The 21,128-nt window shown below is 44.4% G+C and carries 16 protein-coding genes and 1 pseudogene; 8 read left to right on the top strand and 9 right to left on the bottom strand.

Annotated features, from left to right (window positions below):
• Positions 1–5: 5 nt before the first annotated feature.
• The 9 genes from Q0895_RS10620 to Q0895_RS10660 form a co-directional block, all read right to left on the bottom strand.
• A complete protein-coding gene (locus Q0895_RS10620; RefSeq protein ID WP_299188713.1) occupies positions 6–1,169 on the bottom strand; it encodes a M20 aminoacylase family protein in 1,164 nt (387 codons plus the stop codon).
• Positions 1,170–1,182: 13 nt separating this feature from the next.
• A complete protein-coding gene (locus tag Q0895_RS10625; protein WP_299188715.1) occupies positions 1,183–2,724 on the bottom strand; it encodes an aldehyde dehydrogenase family protein in 1,542 nt (513 codons plus the stop codon).
• Positions 2,725–3,603, bottom strand: coding sequence for an NAD(P)-dependent oxidoreductase (locus tag Q0895_RS10630; RefSeq protein WP_299188717.1), 879 nt, complete (start codon positions 3,601–3,603; stop codon positions 2,725–2,727).
• Positions 3,604–3,932: 329 nt separating this feature from the next.
• Positions 3,933–4,211, bottom strand: a complete 279-nt coding sequence (gene ppiC / locus Q0895_RS10635; protein ID WP_299188719.1) for a peptidylprolyl isomerase PpiC — start codon at positions 4,209–4,211, stop codon at positions 3,933–3,935.
• A gap of 360 nt (positions 4,212–4,571) precedes the next feature.
• Positions 4,572–5,339 carry a Fe(3+) dicitrate ABC transporter ATP-binding protein FecE gene (fecE, locus tag Q0895_RS10640; RefSeq protein WP_299188721.1) on the bottom strand — a complete coding sequence of 256 codons (768 nt, stop codon included), beginning with the start codon at positions 5,337–5,339 and terminating at the stop codon, positions 4,572–4,574.
• Complete coding sequence (locus tag Q0895_RS10645) at positions 5,339–6,370, bottom strand: iron chelate uptake ABC transporter family permease subunit (protein WP_299188723.1); 1,032 nt, start codon at positions 6,368–6,370, stop codon at positions 5,339–5,341. Before Q0895_RS10645 ends, fecE begins: the two co-directional genes overlap by 1 nt.
• A gap of 53 nt (positions 6,371–6,423) precedes the next feature.
• Positions 6,424–7,500 (bottom strand): iron ABC transporter permease, encoded by a 1,077-nt coding sequence (locus Q0895_RS10650; protein ID WP_299188725.1) that lies wholly within the window; start codon positions 7,498–7,500, stop codon positions 6,424–6,426.
• A gap of 39 nt (positions 7,501–7,539) precedes the next feature.
• Positions 7,540–8,628, bottom strand: a complete 1,089-nt coding sequence (locus Q0895_RS10655) for a Fe(3+) dicitrate ABC transporter substrate-binding protein (RefSeq protein WP_058368743.1) — start codon at positions 8,626–8,628, stop codon at positions 7,540–7,542.
• 37 nt (positions 8,629–8,665) lie between these two features.
• Positions 8,666–10,765 carry a TonB-dependent siderophore receptor gene (locus tag Q0895_RS10660; RefSeq protein ID WP_299188730.1) on the bottom strand — a complete coding sequence of 700 codons (2,100 nt, stop codon included), beginning with the start codon at positions 10,763–10,765 and terminating at the stop codon, positions 8,666–8,668.
• 468 nt (positions 10,766–11,233) lie between these two features.
• Here Q0895_RS10660 and Q0895_RS10665 point away from each other — a divergent pair, with 468 nt between their 5' ends.
• The 8 genes and pseudogenes from Q0895_RS10665 (at position 11,234) to Q0895_RS10705 (ending at position 21,015) form a co-directional block, all read left to right on the top strand.
• Positions 11,234–13,465 carry a TonB-dependent siderophore receptor gene (locus Q0895_RS10665; protein ID WP_299188732.1) on the top strand — a complete coding sequence of 744 codons (2,232 nt, stop codon included), beginning with the start codon at positions 11,234–11,236 and terminating at the stop codon, positions 13,463–13,465.
• 262 nt (positions 13,466–13,727) lie between these two features.
• Positions 13,728–14,963 (top strand): annotated as a pseudogene (locus Q0895_RS10675) (MFS transporter).
• 147 nt (positions 14,964–15,110) lie between these two features.
• The gene (locus tag Q0895_RS10680; protein WP_299188737.1) at positions 15,111–16,103 is read left to right on the top strand and encodes a phosphotransferase family protein; all 993 of its coding nucleotides are present in this window, start codon (positions 15,111–15,113) and stop codon (positions 16,101–16,103) included.
• A complete protein-coding gene (locus tag Q0895_RS10685; protein WP_299188738.1) occupies positions 16,100–16,441 on the top strand; it encodes a hypothetical protein in 342 nt (113 codons plus the stop codon). The genes Q0895_RS10680 and Q0895_RS10685 overlap by 4 nt, the downstream gene beginning before the upstream one ends.
• Positions 16,434–17,144 (top strand): histidine phosphatase family protein, encoded by a 711-nt coding sequence (locus Q0895_RS10690; protein ID WP_299188740.1) that lies wholly within the window; start codon positions 16,434–16,436, stop codon positions 17,142–17,144. Before Q0895_RS10685 ends, Q0895_RS10690 begins: the two co-directional genes overlap by 8 nt.
• A 4-nt stretch (positions 17,145–17,148) precedes the next feature.
• Positions 17,149–18,309 (top strand): acyl-CoA dehydrogenase family protein, encoded by a 1,161-nt coding sequence (locus Q0895_RS10695; protein ID WP_299188742.1) that lies wholly within the window; start codon positions 17,149–17,151, stop codon positions 18,307–18,309.
• 10 nt (positions 18,310–18,319) lie between these two features.
• Entirely contained in the window at positions 18,320–19,087 is a 768-nt protein-coding gene (locus tag Q0895_RS10700; protein WP_299188744.1) for an SDR family oxidoreductase, read from the top strand.
• 23 nt (positions 19,088–19,110) lie between these two features.
• A complete protein-coding gene (locus tag Q0895_RS10705; RefSeq protein WP_299188746.1) occupies positions 19,111–21,015 on the top strand; it encodes a sigma 54-interacting transcriptional regulator in 1,905 nt (634 codons plus the stop codon).
• Positions 21,016–21,128 lie beyond the last annotated feature (113 nt).

The raw sequence follows: 21,128 nt of genomic DNA on the forward strand, positions 1-21,128 counted from the left end.
TTGGCTTATGCAGCATTTTTTGGTAGTTGAGATTCAACTAAAGAAGTCCATACTTTGATACCCGTCTCAATAGCATCATCATTAAAATCATAAGACGCATTGTGTAATGGTTTGGAGGGGCTGCTACCATCAACACCTAACCAAAAATAAGCGCCTTTAACCACTTGACTCATGAATGAAAAATCTTCAGAAGCCATTGATGGCTCTACGGCAGTATTTACCTTATCAGCACCCAGCACTTTAGTAGCAGCCTCTTTGATTTCAAGATAAGCTTGACTATTATTAGTGGTTACTGGATAGCGAATATGGTAATCCATCTCGCCTGTGACGCCATATAGAGGTGGTAGTGTCTTAACCATTTCTGTGAGCATATCCTGCATGGACTGGCGCACGTCCATATCAAAGCTACGAACGGTTCCTTTTAAAATGGCGTAATCAGGGATGACGTTGGTAGTATCACCGCTATTCATCTGTGTCACGCTTATCACGCCAGATTGCAATGGCGATATGCGGCGAGAGATAATAGATTGAATATTAGTAATCAATGCCGCTCCTGCTGCTATAGGATCAGCGCCTAAATGTGGCATAGCTGCATGTGTGCCTTTACCAGTTAAGGTAATCTCAAAAGTATCAAATGACGCCATCATCGGTCCATCATTAACGGCAACTTGTCCTACAGGAAGCCCTGGCCAATTGTGCAATCCATAGACCGCATCCATCGGGAACTTATCAAATAAGCCGTCATCAATCATGGCCTTGGCACCACCTAAGACCTCCTCAGCCGGTTGAAATATAAAATAAATGGTACCGCTAAAGTTTTTATTCTCGCTGAGGTGTTTTGCGGTACCTAAGAGTACTGAAGTATGACCGTCATGACCACAGGCGTGCATGCAGTTGTCATGAGTGGATTTGTGCGCAACCTCATTTTGTTCAGCTATGGGTAAAGCATCGATATCTGCTCGTATGCCGATAGTAGGGCCTGAGCCATTCTTTAGAGTACCGACAACACCAGTACCGCCCAATCCTTGATGCACCTCAATCCCAAAGGACTGTAACTTGTCGACAATAAATGATGACGTTTTGAACTCTTTAAAACCGAGCTCTGGTTGACTATGAATCTGCTTACGCCACTGCTTTACTTCACTTAGTAGAGTTTCATCAATTAACATTTATTTTCTCCTTTTATTGAATTGAATAACCAAATTGAATAGCAGAATCTTTTGCGGTTTCGACCCAGACACTTTTGGTCTGTGTATACTCAAGCAGACCTTCGTAGCCACTAGATCGGCCATAGCCGCTCTTACCAAAGCCACCAAACGGCGACATGACATTGATTGCTTTATAGCTATTTACCCAGAATGTTCCCGCATTTACTTGAGCAGCCATCCGATGAGCACGACCGACATCAGCAGTCCACACAGCGCCAGCTAAACCAAACCGGCTGTCGTTGGCCAGCGCCACAGCTTCTTCTTCTTCATTGAATGAAATAACAGAAACCACAGGTCCAAAAATTTCTTCCTGTGCGACTCGCATATCATTCTTCACGTTGGTCAAAACTGTTGGCTGATAAAAATAACCATTTTCACCGCCACAAATTTCACCTGACTTTCCGCCTGTGGCAACAACCGCACCTTCAGCAATACCACTGGAGACTAACGAGTGCACGTGACTAAACTGTTTTTGGTTATTAATGGGCCCCACCATCGTGCCTTCATCCCACGGCAAACCTACAGGCAACTTACTGGCTGCCGAGGCAACACGCTCCACCACTTCTTTATAAACATCCCGATGAACCAATAACCGAGAACCCGATACACAGCTTTGTCCAGCGGCAGAAAATACGGCAGCTTGCGCACCCACTACCGCACGATCAAGATTAGCATCTGGAAAAATTATATTGGCTGACTTTCCACCTAGCTCCAATACGCAAGGGATGACACGCTTTGCAGATGCCGAAGCAATGAGAGCACCGGTCTGTGGTGAACCTACAAAAACCACTTTTTTAGTTGCCGGATTAGCTATTGCGGCAGTGCCTGTAGTATGCCCAAGCCCATTAATTACATTCACCAAACCACGCGGGATACCTGCTTGCTCAAGAATTTTAGCAAGTACTGTTGAGCTTAGTGGGGTTAATTCAGATGGCTTCAGTAAGACTGCATTTCCTGCACAGATGGCCGGCGCGATCTGCCAGCCTCCGGTAAATATAGGGGCGTTCCAAGGTGTGATTTGAGTCACTACGCCATAAGGCTCATGACGAGTGTAGTTTAAGTGACTTGTTGGCACGGGAATAACTTGTCCCGTAATTTTGTCACACCAACCAGCATAGTATTCAAACATATCTGCAACTTTTGCCACTTCAACCCGGCAATCGCGAATAGGCTTACCTGCAGATATACATTCTAGGCTTGCCAGAGATTCCGCGGCGGCACGTATTTTCATGCCGCACTGCCACATTAACTGACCTCTTGCACTGGCGGTCATTGACCACCACACTTTTTGAGCTTTTATAGCCGCATCGGCTGCATTAGCAACAATATCTTTCCCCGCATCACGATAGATTAAAAATACCTGACCGGTTGCTGGGTTAATCAGCTCGATGTCGTCACCATTACCTGCAACCAACTCTCCATCAATCCAGCTGCCAAACTCTGAAGTACCCAGTAGTTCATTAAGCAGTATTTCAACTTGTTGCGCGCCATTTCCTTCTACTACAAAACTCATCATCTATTCTCCCAAGCCGGCATCTTTGACAATGCAGTTAAAATCATCCTGATCAGGTATGCTTTCTTCGCTCTGTGACCAAATTTTGGCTACCTGTTTAGACAAAGGTAACTCTAATCCCATCTCATCGATCATATTTTCTGCCAGACGCACATCTTTACGCATCAGCTGCATAGTGAAACCAGAATCAAATCTTTGATTGAGAATCCAACGAGGAAAATTCACTTCACTGACCGCACTGCGGCCTGAACCAGCGTTCAAACCAGCAATAAGGTCTGCAGCATCAAGTCCTGTCTTGGTACCCAGAGCTACTGCTTCGGCAGTGGTCACTAGATGTGCGGCACATAGTAGATTATTGATCAGTTTAGCCGCATGTCCATTGCCAGACTTTCCCATGTAGACCACTTGTGAGCTCAAGGCATCCAAATACAAGTGTGCACGTTCAAGGGAACTACGTTCACCTCCAACAAGCATTACCATAGTACCGGCTTCGGCACCCGCAGGACCGCCACTGACAGGGCAGTCCAATAACTGATGGCCTAACTGATTCAGCTCTATTGAGAGTGCTCTTGTCACCTCTGGTTCTGAGGTAGATGTATCAATAATTAGGGTTTTAGGCTGAGCACAGTCAATAATGCCTCCCTTGCTTTTAACAACTGCTTGTACATGCTTTGCCATTGGCAAAGATAGAATGATGACGCTAGATTCAGCACACAGAGCTTTAATATCTGCAACAACATTCACGCCGATTTCCCTGGCAGCTTGGCATTGAGCTTCTCCTATATCCGTGCCGTACACTTTGAAATCCTTTCGAAGCAAAGACTTAGCCATACCGTTGCCCATACGGCCTAACCCGACGATACCTATAGTTTTTGTAGTCATGCCTACTTCCTTGTTTTGGTGCTTTCAATCACTTTTATTATGACTAATAAGCCATCAAGAAGAAGCATAACAAATAAACTTTTATTTTCTAAAAAAGGCAACACCAATATAAGCAATGAGATGGATTTCTCATCACTTCATCTTATTGTTTATGAAAATTGGTTAGACGTTGCTAAAACTATACTGTACATAGTGTTAGCAACCTTTTTCTAATTGAGCATTTAACTCAGATGAGGGTGTTAAAACTGGGGTTTCCTTTCAACTCAAAGCATAGTTTATTGTCTGCTATCCATTCATTCGCCTTACAATCAAAGCTCCGACACTAACGTTTACGTCCTATAAAGCACTTTAACCACATGCCAGCCAAATTTAGTTTTCACTAAATGTGGGGTGAAGAGTTCACCGTTGAAGCAGACTTTATCAAATGCCGGTACCATTTGCCCCTTTTTAAACTCACCTAAGCTGCCGCCCTTTTTACCTGATGGGCAGGTTGAGTGTTTCTTAGCCAGCACATCAAACTGGGCTCCTTTTTTAAGCTTGGCAATAATGTCTTCAGCCATTCCTTTGTCTTTTACTAAAATATGTAATGCGCTAGCTGTACGAGCCATAATGTAAACCCTTCATAAAATAACGATTATCTCGACATTGTATCACTACTCACTTTGGTTGCTGACCTCACTTGTATGCCCTACTTCTTCAAAAGTCATTATCTACATAGGCTCTACGATTTATGTAAGGGTCGATGTTTTTTAAGTATCCCTGTCAGTACAAACGATATAGAAACGTTGTTAAAGTCATTTAAAAACTGAAGAATGTCTTTATATAAAAGGCTCTCAAGACCATAATCCACTCTTGGTGAGCGTGTCATCAATATACTTATATATTCTAAAACCCCTTACACACTATAGTTTGCAAGGGGTTTTAAGTTTGGCAAGTCTAATCTGATTTATGTTGTTTATCGAAGATATCTACAAATACACACACATTGGCGAGCCTGCAATAGGGTCGGTAATCACTTTGGCTTGTACGTCAAATATCTCAGCCAGCATCGCCTCTGTCATCACCTCGCAAGGCGTGCCCATCATTTGCAACTCCCCCGATTTTAACACCACCAATAGATCACAATACCTCGCTGCTTGGTTAAGGTCATGCAGCACAACGATGATGCTTTTGCCCTTTTCTTTTAGTGCTCGAATGAGTCGCATCAGCTCTATTTGATAGGAGATATCTAGATAGGTGGTGGGTTCATCAAGCATGATAATGTCAGTATCCTGCGCCAAAATCATCGCAATCCATGCGCGCTGCTGCTGACCGCCTGACAAGGCATCAAGCGGCGTGTCAGCTAGAGCGTCAATCGTCATCTCATGCATGGCACTATCTACTATCTGACTATCCGCCGCACTCATCTTGCCCCAGTGCGAGACGTACGGCGTCCTGCCGTATTCCACCAACTGTCTGACACTCAGGCCTTCAGGATTGGTCTGCACTTGCGGCAATACCGATATCTGGCGGGCAATCTGCCGATTGTTTAATTGCGCCATGTTTTGTTGTCTAAGACAAATACTGCCCGACTGCGGTTGAATCAAGCGGCACAAGCCTTTTAATAGCGTCGATTTTCCGCAGCCATTTGGACCAATCAGCCCGATGACTTTATTTTCTGGCAGCTCAAGTGATAAGTCTTTAATAATACGTTGACTACCATGGTAGCCAAGCTGGAGTTCATTCACCGATAGCATCACCACCCCTTATAGCGCGATAGCAAAAAGATAAAATAAGGCGCACCGATCACTGAGGTTAAGACGCCAGCTGGCAACTCAATTGGCGCAAATAAACTGCGTGCCAATACATCAGCCAAAACCAATATAATGGCACCTATCAGCGCGGACGCTGGCAATAAGATACGGTGCTGATGCCCAAAGAGCAATCGTGCGATATGCGGCGCAAGCAATCCAATAAAGCTGACCGTCCCAGCCACCGAGACCGCTAGGCTTGCAATCACCACCGCGATGAGCAAGGTGCTAAACTCCAACGGTTTGACGGACACACCCAAATGATAGGCTGTCTCCTCACCAAGTCCCAACACATCCAGACGCCATGCCAGATACATACTGATGACCATCAATACGGCAAATATCATCGTTAGCATCGGAATATGTTGCCAGCTGCGACCCCACAAGCTACCGGTCAACCAAATCATCGCAGTATTAATCTCAACAGGATAAATCACCAATAAAAAGTTAATCCCACTGGCTAAAAACGCACTAATGGCGACACCTATCAGTGCCAAGCGCGCAGGCGTAGGCTGTGATATCTGTGCCAATAGCATGATAATACAAAAGGCTAATAATCCGCCAAGTAGCGCTGCGACAGACAGCCACCAAGTAGGGGCCGTAGGAATCATCACCAGTAAAAGCGTCGCGCAAAACCCCGCGCCTGCGCTAATGCCCATCAAGTCAGGGGATGCCAGCGGGTTACGGATCACCCCTTGCACCAATGAGCCTGATAGACCAAGGCTTGCGCCCACCAATATGGCCAATAGCGTGCGCGGCAGACGATGCTGCCAGACAATAAAGTCTTTGTCACCACTAAAGCCTTGCTGTAAATGCAGCCAAACTTGCCCGTACGTTAACTCACTGGCGCCAAAAAACACACTGCTCATACTTAGTATCAATAGCAGCATTATAATGAGCATCACTGCTCTACTTGCCGATTTACGAGCAAATAATGTGTGTAAGAGCGATGCAGAGGCGTTGGTTTTTATGGTCATTTATTGCTTACTTTTATTTTTTGATAAAGGGTTCCCTGATTTCACGGTCTCAATTAGCTATCAAGCCGTCGCCTGCATGCCAGCGCGATAAAAACTGGCGTACCAATCAGCGCCGTTAACAGCCCCACTGGTGTCTCTGCTGGATAAGCGATAGCCCTTGATAGGACATCTGCCCATACCATCAAGATACTGCCAAGTAGCATACATAAGGGCAAAAGCTGCTCATAAGCCATATTAGACACCAACCTCAACAGACGCTTGGCAATATGCGGGATAATCAAACCCACAAAGGCAATGGGGCCTGCGACTGCCACACTGATCGCCGTGAGTATGGTAATCAATGCCCCGCACGACCACTGCAATGCACGCAAGTTTACCCCAAGGCTACTTGCCACCTCATCGCCCAGCACCAAGACATTTAGCTTAGGCGACAGCCACCAGCCATAACCCAAGGCCAGCAGTGATATCACCGCGAGCATCGGAATAGACTCCCAGCGCGTATTGGCAATAGAGCCTGCCAGCCAATATAGCACCCCATACGCCTGCTCATCGGTGGTTATCAGCGCCGCTCGCGTCATACCGACCAGCAGCGCATTGATAGCAACGCCTGATAAAATCAGACGCACAGGATGCACCGGACGACCGGAGAAGTAACCGGCCAATCCTGCAACAAGGGCACAAGAAAGCACTGACCCGACCAGCGCTTGTAAAAAGGTAGACGTTAAAAAGCTAAACCCCAAACCAATGGAAGATAAAGCCACCACACATGCCGCCCCAGCATTGATACCCAATACCGCAGGAGAGGCCAGCGAGTTACGGGTCATCACCTGCATGAGTAACCCCGCCACGGCTAAATTGGCACCGACTATCATCGCCACAAGCACGCGTGGCAGACGAATCTCTATTAATAATTGCGCGGCTAATGAGGCTTGAGTATTGTGCTGCGTCAATAACGAAAATAAATCCGTCAGCGATAGGTCAAACTTTGAGTACGCCGTCAACCCTTGCCAACAGCCTATTAGCAAAATAATGAACAATCCGCACCACAATAGCGCCCGTGTTATCGGACGCTTTTTAGTCTGCGGTTTTAGCGAGGCAGAAGATGAGTGGATAAGCTTTGCTTTAGCCACAGAACCCACCTAGATTTAAGCAGACGACAGTATCATGTCTCATTCATTTGACTCATTTAAAGACGCACTTGAACCTTTTGTCTTACTTTTTTGAGCAATCTCAAGCAGCTTAGCTGCCATGTACTCAGCAGACTGCATACTGCGATTGAGCGCCCAATAGTTTGGGTCGACTTCGATGACTTGATCGTTTTTGACCGCCGTTAGCTGATTAAAGAGCGGTGAGGATTTCCACTCATCATAAATGGTGCGCTCGTTATAACGCCCAATCAATAACCAATCTGGATTGGCCGCTATTAATTGCTCAAGACTGGTTGCGATATACGCCTCATCCGTTTGCTCAGGAATGGGGCTTTTGATATTTAGATAATCAAGCAAGCTGCCAGCATACGAGCTTGGACCATGCAGCCACATGCCCTTATCACTGATAATGGCAAACTGAACGCTGTGGTTAGCAAGCGGAGTGGCTGCCAACTGCGACTGTAGATCTGCCATCTTTTTTAGATGACTATCGATGATGCGCGCCATTTTTTTATCTTGGTGGACGATATGCCCGACCAATTGCGCCGTCTGGATATTTTCTGCATAACTCTCACCGCGGCTCTTTAGTACGACCGATGGCGTAATATGATTTAGCTCATCGGCGATGACGGTATGACGCTCGTCATCGGCAATGATCAGATCAGGCTGTAAATCAGCAATGGCTTCAAGGCTTGGCTGATAGCGTGAACCGACTGAGGTATAATCAGATAGCTGCTGAGTAAACTCAGGAATAATGCTGTCAGGCTTATTATCATCAGCGATACCAACTGGCGTCAGACCTAAGGCTAACGCATCCCCTAAAAATGAGTATTCCAAAACCACGATACGCTTTGGATTCTGCGGATAGTCGCTCAGATTGGGCAAACGCGCTTTGATCTCTTTGTCGGTTAGCAGCTGTACAGCATGATTATCGCTACTGCTACTGCCGTTTGACTGAGTGGCTGCTACCGATGTGTCATTATCAGCACTCAATGATGGCGTGGCTGTCACATTGTTTTTTTGAGTGTTAATAAAAACAATACCGCCAACGACAATCAATACGATGACCAATAAAGGCAAAATAAGCGTGAGATTTGGGCGTTGATTCATAAATAACCTGTCTTACTATCATAAAATGGGTTGGGCGTTAAAACTCATAGTTATACGTTAACAGCCACGTTCTGGGTGCGCCAAAGCCGATTTGGTTTTTGCCTGAGCTGCCATTGGTCGCCCCAAATGCATACTTTTTATCCAATGCATTATTCAGGTTCAGCTGCCAGTTATGTTTGCCCATACTATAAGCAGTCATCAAATCCACCGTGGTATAGCCATCAAGCTCTACTGCCTCTGCATCCCCTGCATAGCGATCACTGATGTAATTGACGCCGCCACCAATGCGCCATTGGTCATCGGGCTGATAGGCGGTCCACAATGAAAAAGTCTGCTCTGGGACATCATTTGGCACAAGGCCAGTCTTTTTGTCTTTCGCATCCAAATAGCTATAACCTGCTGACACATCCCAGTTGTCCCGAATCTTGCCGCGCGCTTCAAGCTCTAGGCCTTGATGGCGAAACTCATCTTTATCAATGACTTCTCGGTTTTCATTGGTTTTTGGGTCTTCTTTATCAATCTGATAGACGGCAGCGTTGAGCATGATATCGTCATTGTAGAGATACGTCTTAACACCTATCTCTTTGAGATCGGTCTGATACAGCGCGGCAAGCTTTGGATTGATATAAATACCTGAATAAGGCAGCTGCCACGAGCGCGCGGTAGTCGCATAAGCGGAGGTGGCATCGGTAAAGTTATAGACGATACCTGCGCGGTAGCTGAACTTATCGTCGTTTAGCTCGCTGTCTTGACCTTGAAAGTTTTGATCCAGCTGGATATTGTCATAGCGGACGTTGCCGACCAGCGACCAGTCGCCGATATGATAGACATCTTGGGCAAAGACACCGACACTTTGGGTGCTGTTTTTACGAAATTTAGGAAACCCTGGGTTGGGTGTCGCATCAGCGCTTGGATGAGTGGCAGATATGGGCGGTACATTTTTATCAGTAGCAAGGGTCAAGTCAATGTCGATATCATTATAATCGGTACCAAAGAGCAATTCATGGTTGCCGGTATTCCAAGCCAGCTCAGATTGCACCGTCTTGCTGGTGCGTGGGTCATAACCAAAGTTATTAACGGTTCGGCCAACTTGGTTGTCAGTCACCTCCGCTGGCGACTGACGGGTGCCTTTTTGTTCTAAAGTAATATGGCTGTATGAGGCGCGATTGGTCCATGTCATCTCATCGTTGATCGCAAACTCATGATTGACCGTCGCATGCCAAGTATCTGAATCTTGATAATCGTTGGTACCGCCATAAAAAGTATGGATAGGCACATCAACAGGCTTGCCATCTTTGGCGGGTACGCCGCGATAAGGCACAAGATGCTGACGCGTAAAATCAAAAGAGAAATCTAGCGTTTGCTGATCATCTGGCTGCCAGCGAACTGTCGGCGCAATAAACACATCGTTTGAATCCACATGATCGACAAAAGAATCACTACGGCGATACTCAGCATTGAGTCGCGCGTTGAGAGTATCTGAGAGCTTATGGGAGCTATCGATGCGCGCCACGGCCAAGCCATCGCTACCTACTTGCGCTTGCACCTTATTAAACTCATCGCCTTCTGCTTTTTTGCTAACAAGATTGATGATACCACCAGCACTGCCGCGACCATATAAAGCGCCTGCTGGGCCTTTGACCACCTCGACGCGCTCGACATTGGCGAGGCTGCGATAGGACTGCAGTTTGCCATCATCACGCATGCCATCGCTATACACATCGTTTAAGCCATTAAACCCGCGCAGCACAAACTCATCTCGGCTGCCCTCACCCAGCGTGTTATTGAGACCAGCAACGCCTTTGACCGCGTCCAAAACCCGTACCGCGCCCCTATCCTCCAGCTCGGTCTTTGTGACCACCGATACCGACTGCGGCACATCCAACCATTCGGTATTGGTTTTGGTGCCTGATGTGGGGTTATAAGCGGCGTAGCCTTCATATTTTTTTGCTGTGACCATGATGGGCGCTAGCGTTACAGAGGGCTGGGTATTTGGCTCAGTATCTACTGGCAGGCTGGCTGTTTCTTGCGCAAGCGATGACGAGCTAACCGCCATCATCAAACCTGTCATTGTGATGGTTAACCAAAGCTGATTACGAACTGCGATCACGAGCCGCTTAGGGGAGTTAGTCGTCATATATAGGCCATAGAATGCGTGAAAAATGAATGAGCGTGCCAACGCCTAGCGAGCAGCGTATAAGGGCACGTTTTTTAAAACAACGGTTTTTAAACAACAGCCTTTAAACAACAGCCGTTAAACAATAATTGGTGCTTTAATCTCTTTTATTGAAATATAGTGAGTTCAGTATAAAAACGATACAGTGGGACTGGGATGAATTTTATGCAGCCACTGTCTGCGCAGGCACAGCACGCCAGAAAAATTTATACCAGTTCCACGGTGACATATAATGCATCTGTTTTATTTAGAATCGACTATATTCCCAATAATTTAGCAAACAATCGTTGTCAATAAATCTAGATTTTTTGCATACATCAATGATAATAATTTTGCAAATGATAACTATTACTGTTTATAATTGCAACGCTTTAGCAACACTGTTCATTCTTGGCCCCTGCAAATACACGCTAACTACTTGGAATAAATATGGTTATTTTTTTTAAACGTTCGACACTTTGTCTGGCGATGCTTTGTATTTATCAGCAAAGTTATGCCCAGCTGACGCCTGCCGACAAGGAGGCGAGTATTGAGTCGCCCACAGGCTTAGACTTACATTCGGACTTAAATTCAGATTTGGATGCCTCCCCTACAGCCAGCACTATTAATCACAAAACAAAAACTGCGACCCCTTCTTTTACCGCAGCGCCCATCATCGTCACAGCAGAAACGCTTGGTGACTCTAGTGCCAATCAGGTAAAAGCCTTTGCTGGCAATCGCACAGTGATCGACAACGATTTTATTAAAAAAACCGTGAGCAACTCCATTGACGGTGCATTACAGTTTATCCCAGGTGCCAAGATTGATGATGAAACAGGCACAGGCGTGCTACCTAACATCTCTATACGTGGTCTGCATGCCAGCCGCAGTGGGCAGGCGCAGTTTTTGATGGATGGCATTCCCTTGACCTTGGCACCTTATGGTCATACGGGTCAGTCTATATTTCCAGCGACCCTCGACAATATTGAGCGTATCGATGTGGTACGCGGCGGCGCGGCGACCCAATACGGTCCAAACAATGTCGGCGGCGTGATTAACCTCGTCACCAAACCGATTGCCAATGAGACACAAACTGAGATTGGTACTGATTTGACCGTCTTTGAACAAAACGGCAAGCCATTGACCAGCTTATATGCCCGCCATAGCCGCTGGTTAAATGATGACGTTGGCGTACAGTTAGAGGCCAATGGTATCAAAGGTGACAGCTTTAGAGACCACTCAGACACCGAAGTCACCAACTTGCAGGCCAAAGCGCTTTGGTATATCGACGAAAACCAAAAGTTAGAAGGGTTTTTACAATATTATGATGCTGATACAGAAATGCCAGGCGCACTCTCGCCCGCCGCCTACGAGCAAGATGTCGAGCAAAGCCAGCGTCCATTTGAAGCCTATCAAGGCAAATCAACACGCTGGCATGCTAAGTACAAAAACTACTTAAATATCGGTGACGAAGCAGTGTTAGACCTCACTACCTTTGGCCATCATGCCACGCGTAACTTTGAATGGGGATTTAACTCACAATTTAACAATGACGGCGTGCACTGGGCAGATCCAGCGGTTGCCTCAGACAGCCTACGCACCTCCCCGCGTGAGTTTGACGTATATGGCGTGGAGCCAAAGTTTTCTATAAAACTTGGCGACGATGACAATATCAAGCACCACCTCATCAGTGGCGTGCGCTACGTCAATGAAGACATCGATTATAAACTCACCCAAACCAAGCTGGCGGATGGTACGACAAGCACGCCGCGCGACTGGAACCTACAGACCGATGCATGGGCGGCGTATCTAAGTGATGAGCTGAGCTTTTTGGATGAGCGCCTAAAGGTGACGCCTGGCATTCGTTATGAGAATGCCAAAATGACGTTTAATGACGCTGGCAATAACACACAAACAGACAATACCATCACAGAGTGGCTGCCTGGGCTGACCACCTCATATGCGCTCACCAAGTCTGATGACAAGCTTTGGCTGGTTTACGCCAATGCGCAAAAGTCGCTTAGAACGCCGCAAATTGCCAATATTCGCGGCAATGGAGAAGAAGGCAGTGAGCTGGCATGGAACTATGAAGTCGGCACGCGCTATACCACCGATAATCTGCAAGCCAACTTGGGACTGTATCGCATAGACTTTAAAGACCAGCTGCAATGGAACAGCCGCGATCAAAGCTTTGATAATATCGGAGAGACACTGCACCAAGGGATAGAGACGGCTATCACTTACACCCCGAAAAAATACGACAATCTCAGTGTCGGTCTGAGCTACAACTATCTCGATGCCACGCTACAAGAAGGCGCAAATAAAGGCAATCAGCTGCCCTACAGCTCGCCGCACCAGTTGGGCTGGCATGCCAGTTACGACCATCAAGATTACAGCGCCACCTTATCTGGGGTCTACTATGACAAAGCCTACACCGACAATGCCAATACAGTGGCAGAAAGTGCAGACGGTGCTATCGGCGAGACGCCTGCTTACCAAGTGTGGAATTTGAGCCTACAAAAAACGCTGCAAGATACCGACAACGAAAAGCTGTCTGTGCAGTTTGGTATCAATAACTTATTTGATGAGCAGTATTATTTCCGCGGTATCGATACCAGTCCTGTCGGTCGCTATCCTGCACCGGGACGCTCGTATAAATTAGGTCTTAACTATCAGTTTTAATGGTTCATAAGTCCCCATTGTCCGATACCTCGCAACAAAAGAAGCAAACCTGTCATAGGTTTGCTTCTACTTTTGATAATAAATTGTAAAATAATGGGCAGGCATAACATCTTCCACCGTCACGAAGCCTCTTAAATTCTAATAAGCGTTATTGATGTGATATTACATAAATGCTATAAATCAGCGCCCAATGACTTAAAGCTTATGCAGAGATAAAATCAAGGTTCCTAATGAGCTATCGAATGATGGTGGCAATCGTCCTATGTTGTCACTACCTATCCGCGTTTTCTGCGTTAGGTATGCCGTTGTTTTTGCCAATCATACTCCAAGAGCTAAATGCGCCATTGCAATCAGGCTGGGTTGGGTTGCTGTTTATACTACCGACCCTTATGACCGCTATCGCTGCCAGATACTGGGGCGTTTTGCCGATACGTATGGCCGCAAGACGTCTTTATTGCGGGCGGAGCTTGGCTTGGCGGCAGGGTTTTTGATATGCGGATTTTCTCAGTCTTTATGGCAGCTTGTCATAGGACTGAGCGTTCAGGGTCTGTTTGGCGGGACAATGGCTGCCTCAAACGCTTATTTAGCCACCAGCATCACTGATAAAAACGCCTTAAAATAAGTGCTGAATTTTACTCAGTTTTCGGCGCGGCTTGCCTTGATCACTGCCCCGATTGGACTGGGATTTTTGGTGCATCATTACGAGGTGTTAAGTTTGTATCGCGTGCTTGCCATCCTGCCGCTCTTAGCATTACTACTTAGCTTTTTGCTAAAAAAAGACGTTATCAAAGCAGACAATATCGGTACAAGCCCCAAGAATACCCAGTTGCCTAAAGCGCCTACAACAACCAAAAATAACAACGGTAACAGTAATAAAGCCAAAAGCGATAAAAAGCAGACGCAGCCCTCAGGGCAAGCAATAACGGGTATGGCTTTTTTCGCCAATCCTTATCTGTTTATATCATTGCTGCAGTTTTTCTTAGCCTTTTGTATGGTAGCGACTTTTCCATACTTTTTGCCATTTGCCAAAACCTTTGGGCTTAGCAGCGCTGAAATAGGACAGTTATATGCCATGCCTCATGCCATATATCTGATCTGCCAGCTGCTCTATGGGCGCATCAGCCAGTACCTGCCAGCCATGTCCTTAAGCCTTGGTTTTGCAGTATTGACAAGCGCGGTTTTGCTGCACTTGACAGATTATCTTGCCTTGATTTGGCTGGCGAGAATGCTATTTGGCGTGGGCATGTTTATGTGTTACCAAAGCCTGCATGCGCAAATGGCGAATACCAACCAGTCCAAGCATAGCGGCAAAATATTCTCCAGATACGATGCACTGGCAAAATGGGGCGGCGTGCTAGCAGGACTGTCAGTCACTTTGTTTGTACCGATATTTGGTCTGCTCTCTCCGTTTATGCTCTCAGCGGTGATGGCAGTTATCGCGTTACTAACCAGCAAAATGTATCGGCACTATAGACTTCAATCAAAACAATTATCATGATAAACCCAGTCTAAAAAATTCCATATATGAATACCATAATTTCATTTTTGAAACATTAATAAAACTTAAGTTACTGATTTATATGGATAATAATACTGGCATATAATTTGCTGAACAGTAAATAGTCGATTTAATACAAGGATAGTTATGGACACTTATAGGATCAATCAATTAAAAGCACTCCTTGAACAGCAGCTGAACTTAAAAGTAACGGACCGCTTAAAAGTTGTAAAAATGAGTGGTGGCGCTATCCAAGAAAACTGGCTGATTCAAGATGATAGCTTTGCATTGGTTTTACGAAAAAACTCAGAAGCCAGTGTTTCGGTCAGCTCAGATCGTGAACAGGAGTATCGACTACTTTCCCGTTTACACCAGTTAGGTATTAAGGTTCCTGAACCCATCTATTTTAACCAAGCTCCAAATTTTTTGAATAGTGACTTTTTCATTATGCAAAAAATCAATGGAATGGCTGAAGGCCATAAATTGGTTCGTCTGGCCGATGTCGACATCCGCAAAAATATCACACAAGATATTGGTAAGTCTCTAGCCTCTATTCATAAAGTACCGCTCGATGATGAATTAACGGCATTTTTGCCCAAACCCAACAAAGACAATTATCTTGCAGATAAAATTCAATCTTTCAAAGAACATCTGGATTCCCTACAAGCGACTAACCCGATTTTAGAATATGCAATTGATTGGATGGCCGATAATTTACCTAGCATTGATGAGCTGGTACTGGTACATGGAGATTTCCGTACTGGCAATATCATGATTGAAAACGACCACGTTTCAGGCATTCTTGATTGGGAATTTACTCAGTGGGGAGATCGCCGTGAAGACATTGGCTGGTTTACGGCCAAGTGCTGGCGTTTTGGTCAAGATAAAAATGTCGCTGGTGGCATCGGCTCTTATGAAGACTTCTCTCAAGCACATACTGATGTTTGTGGTATCCATGTGCCAGAAGCTGAGTTGACGTTTTGGCACGTATTGTCTCATGTGCGCTGGGCTATTATTGCTATACAGCAGTCAAAACGTAATGAAGATATGGAAATACCTTCTTTGGAGCTCGCATTAACTGAGTTTATGGTGCCTAAACTAGAAAAAAACATATTGGATATTTTGGGGAGTGAAGTATGAAACAGCAAACGTTCATTGACTTAATAGAAACCAGTCAAGCGGTAATCAAAAATGAGCTCCTGCCTAACTCTAGCGATAAATACAACCTATTAATGCTTATGAAAAGCTTTGAGTTAGTCAAAAATTATATATTAGAACAAGAAAACTATGCCGAAAATGTCAATAAGATATTGCAACCTGCCTTGGATATGCCCTTTGTGGACAACCAAAAAGCTTTAACACTATTAAGCCAAAATATTCGAGATGGCAAGCAAATCCCTAACCTCTTTTCTATTTTGGAGTCGTTAAATGATGAGGCGTTAAAAATCACTGACCCTAAGGCGGCAAAGCATGACTGACTTTTGGCTACGTATCTTCTTAATACGGCATGGACATGTGGCTTATTTCGATGAAGATAACAAGCCTGTGAATCCAAAATATGCTCAATTGTCGCCCCAAGGTATTGAGCAAATCGGACTGCTTGCTGACAACTTAAAAGACACAGCCTTTGATAGGGTTTATTCATCTACCATGCCCCGCTCTATACAAACGGCAGAGATATTGACTCAGCACCACTCTTCAGAACAGGTGTCGACAGTAGATGCTATTAGAGAAATTAAATCAGGAAGACTCAGAGATCTAACTGAGGATAATTCTGAAACAGAATTAAAAGAAGCGTATTTACTACAAACCAATCAGCTTGAGCATTTTTTACAAGGTGAAAAATGGCAGGATTTTAGTCATCGAGTGCTTGATTGGTTTGAGAAGACTATCTTGTCCGCATCCAAGCAGCAAAATATCTTGATATCTTCTCACGATGCCGTCAACCGAGTGATAATAAACTGGATGTACAACCATCCTTTAGCAGACATTTATACCCAAGAACAAGATTATGGGTGTTTAAACATTTTAGACATCTATGTTAAAAACAATCAAATTCTTCACAAACGCATAAAACTCCAAAACTTTACTACTTATAATCCGCTTAAAAAGGGATTATTCAATAGTGCCATGGACGATGTTTATAACATGTATGTCGATAACAACGGGTTTAAGGAATAAAGATATGATTACATTATCAGACGATTTATTAGCGTTACAACAACAAGTAAAAGATTTCATTGCCAAGGAGATTATTCCTTTTGAGCGTGATCCTAGGCAAGATAGCCATGGCCCAAGTAAGCAGCTGCGTGACGATCTTGTTAGCCGTGCTAAATCTGCAAAACTGCTCACACCGCATGCCAGCACCCAGATGGGTGGCTTGGGTTGGTCACATATGCAAAAAGCCATTGCGTTTGAACAAGCGGGCTACTCTCCTTTGGGCCCTATCGCCATGAATATTCATGCGCCAGATGAAGGCAATGTTCATCTATTAGATTTAGTCGCCAGTGAAGCGCAAAAAGAGCGCTGGTTACGAGACATGGTGAATGGCAAGACTCGTTCTTGTTTTGCCATGACAGAGCCTAGTCCAGGTGCAGGTTCAGACCCTTCTATGTTGCAGACTACAGCAGTGTTAGAGGGCGATGACTATGTCATCAATGGACGTAAGTGGCTCATTACCGGTGCTGACGGTGCGGCATTTGCTATTATTATGGCAAAAATGGAAGATGGCAGTGCGTCTATGTTCTTGACCGATACCGACGTACCAGGATTTATTTTAGAAAGAAACATGAATGCGATGGATTCTTGTTTTGCAGGCGGTCACGGTGTCTTAACGTTTGACAACTTACGAGTTCCAAAAGAAAACGTGCTGGGCGAGATAGGTAAAGGCTTCAAATATGCTCAGGTTCGTTTAGCGCCTGCACGCCTCACCCATTGTATGCGCTGGCTTGGACAAGCGCAGCGCGCTCACGATATCGCCACGCAATATGCCAGAGAGCGTCAGTCTTTTGGGAAGAGACTGGGCGATCATCAAGGCGTTGGTTTTATGCTAGCAGACAATGAGATGGATTTGTTGAATACCAGATTGGCGGTTCATTATTGTGCTCAAGTATTAGACGCTGGGGAACGGGGTAACTATGAGTCAAGCTTAGTAAAAGTTATCAGCTCTGAAGGGATTTGGCGCGTTATTGATAGAAGTGCTCAAATTCTTGGCGGACAAGCCATGACAGATGAGTCTATCGTCTGCAAAATCTTTCAAGATGCGCGTGGATTTAGAATCTACGATGGCGCAAACGAAGTGCATAGAATGAGTATCGCCAGAAAGCTACTAGGGAAAAAGGACTAAGGAGATAACAATGAGCCTATTTGATGTTAGTAATAAAAATGTACTTATTACAGGTGCTTCTGGCGGCTTAGGAAAACATATTGCCACCTTGTTTGCTCAAAAAGGTGCAGATGTTATTATCTGTGCCAGAAGTGCTGACAAATTGGCGCATCTTAAAGCCAGCCTTGAGCAAGACTTTGATATCAATGTTCATAGCTTCGTATTGGATGTCAATGACCGTCAGGCATTCAAACAAATGATAAATTCATTAGAAGGCAGTGGCATCAGTGTAGATGTACTTATCAATAATGCAGGCGTCAGTGATACCAAACGTTTTTTGAATTATAATGATGACGACTGGGATAAAATCGTTAATACGAATCTAAAAGCCCCATGGCAATGCTCACAAGAAATTGCTCAGCATATGATTAGCTCAGATAATAAAGGAAGTATCATCAACGTTACGTCTATTTTGTCCGAGTCAGTCAACTTGGGCGTTAGCCCGTACTGTACGTCTAAAGCTGGCTTGCGCCACCTAACACAAGTCATGGCCGTTGAATTGGCTCGATTTGGTATTAATGTCAATGCCGTTGCTCCTGGTTACATGGTTACTGATATCAATAAAGAATACCTACTGAGCGATTTGGGACAACAGTTGCTAAAACGCATCCCAAGCCGTAAATTTGTCGATTTTGAAGAGTTAGACGGCGTGCTATTATTACTTGCTTCACAAGCAGGTAAAGGCATCACTGGCGTAGAGATTAAGGTGGATGGTGGGCACAGCTGCACCCCTATATAACATGGCTTTACAAGGTTTAAAGAATGTCCAATAACAAACCCATTAATATTTTAGTTACGTATATTCACACCCCAAATATTAATGGGATTCGCTCTTTGGTCGAACAAGCAATATCAGAAATTGATTCACAGCATATCGGTTTTGTTGAATGTCATATTTCTGATGTTGAAGCGGTAGCGCAGCAACTGACCGTCAATGGTTGCCAGATTATTTTGTGTACGGGCGCGACGGCCAGTTATCTACAAAAAATACTAAGTATTGAGATTCAAGTTATCAGAACAGGTATGTTTGATGTCATCCAAGCCATCTCTAATTTGAAGCAATATAAACGTATTGCTTTACTTGGAAAATCTACTACAACCGTTAGTCTTAAGAATTATTCAGATATCTTTTTATTAGATATTGAACAGTTCACTTACGATTCTTATGCTGATGCTAAAAGAACGATTCAACAGATTAAAAGTGAGAAGTTTGATGCCGTGATTGGCTCGCCCATTTCAGTAGAGCTGGCAGTTAATGAGGGCCTTATCGGACAACTGACTATGACGGTTGTATCACTTAAAGATCTACTCACAAATGCCTTGAGGAGTTTAGAAAAAATAAGAAGAGAACAATCTACAATTATTCGCCTTACCGAAATCTTTAACCACTTGAACGAAGGCGTTTGTTTTATTACCAAGAATAAAAAAATCTCTTTTATAAATACCTCAATGGCGCAGTTACTCAAAAAGTCACCCTCTGACGTATTAAATAAGTCTACTGCAGATATCTTTGGTAATTTGGACTTAGATATGAAGCACCAAAATCCACGCCAATTACTCGATATCGAAAACGACCAATTAGCGGTTCATATCTTAGAGATGAACAATGACTATATTAATGGCTATATCTTAAGCGCCCAAGAACTCAATGCATTAGAGTATTCTAGTAGCGAATTTAGAAAAGTATCTTCTAGAGATTTTAATACCCGTTACCAATTTGACCAACTCTCTACTCGAAATGCCATCTTTAAAACCACTTTAAGCTTAGCAAAAGCTTATGCCAAGACTGACAGTACCGTCCTTATTACGGGTGAGAGCGGAACAGGTAAAGAGGTCTTAGCGCAAAGTATTCATAATTATAGTAGCCGTAGCAAAGCGCCCTTTGTTGCGATTAACTGCGCCTCTTTTCCAGAGAGTTTGTTAGAAAGTGAGTTATTTGGTTACGCTGAAGGTGCATTTACTGGGGCCAAAAAAAATGGACGTATTGGACTGATCGAATCTGCGCATAATGGCACGTTGTTTTTAGATGAGATTGGTGACATGCCTCTACATTTACAGACAAGGTTTTTAAGAGTACTACAAGAAAGACAAATCAGTCGCCTAGGGTCAACGGCCAGCCATCATCTTAATATTCGTGTTATCGCCGCCACACACGCTGACTTAGAGGGTTTGGTCGCCAATGACAAATTTAGAGCGGATTTGTACTATCGGCTTAATATTCTTCGCTTATCAATCCCACCTTTGAGAAACCGACCAGAAGACATATTGACATTAGCTGACACCTTTTTAAAAAAACATAAAAAATCGATCAAAGACTTACCAGATACCCTACCCCACTTGTTAAAAAAGTATAACTGGCTGGGCAATATCCGTGAGTTAGAAAATATTATAGAAAGGATACAGGTACTATTTTATTTTGATAAAAGCCATACTCAGCCAAGTTTTTTGTCTTTGCATTTGCCGGAGCTTTTTTCATCCACTCAAAAAGCAGACCATACTTCTGTGTTAAAAGAAGCCAAGATAAATCAAGAGTCGCTACTGATAGAGCGGACCCTCCAAGAGGTTGACGGCAATTTAGAATTGGCTGCCAAAAACCTAGGCATTAGCCGTACCACGCTATGGCGTAAAATGAAAGTGATGGAGAGCAAAGTTTCAAATTTGAAATGATTTTTCAAAATAAAAATGGTTTGATTTTTATAAGTAATTGATATTTATAGTAAATTTATTTGGCACTATAGTTGCATTATCATTATTACCAACCATCTTAACTAAGGACGGGA

It is taken from the genome of uncultured Psychrobacter sp. (genome assembly GCF_947495825.1).
Lineage (GTDB): Bacteria > Pseudomonadota > Gammaproteobacteria > Pseudomonadales > Moraxellaceae > Psychrobacter.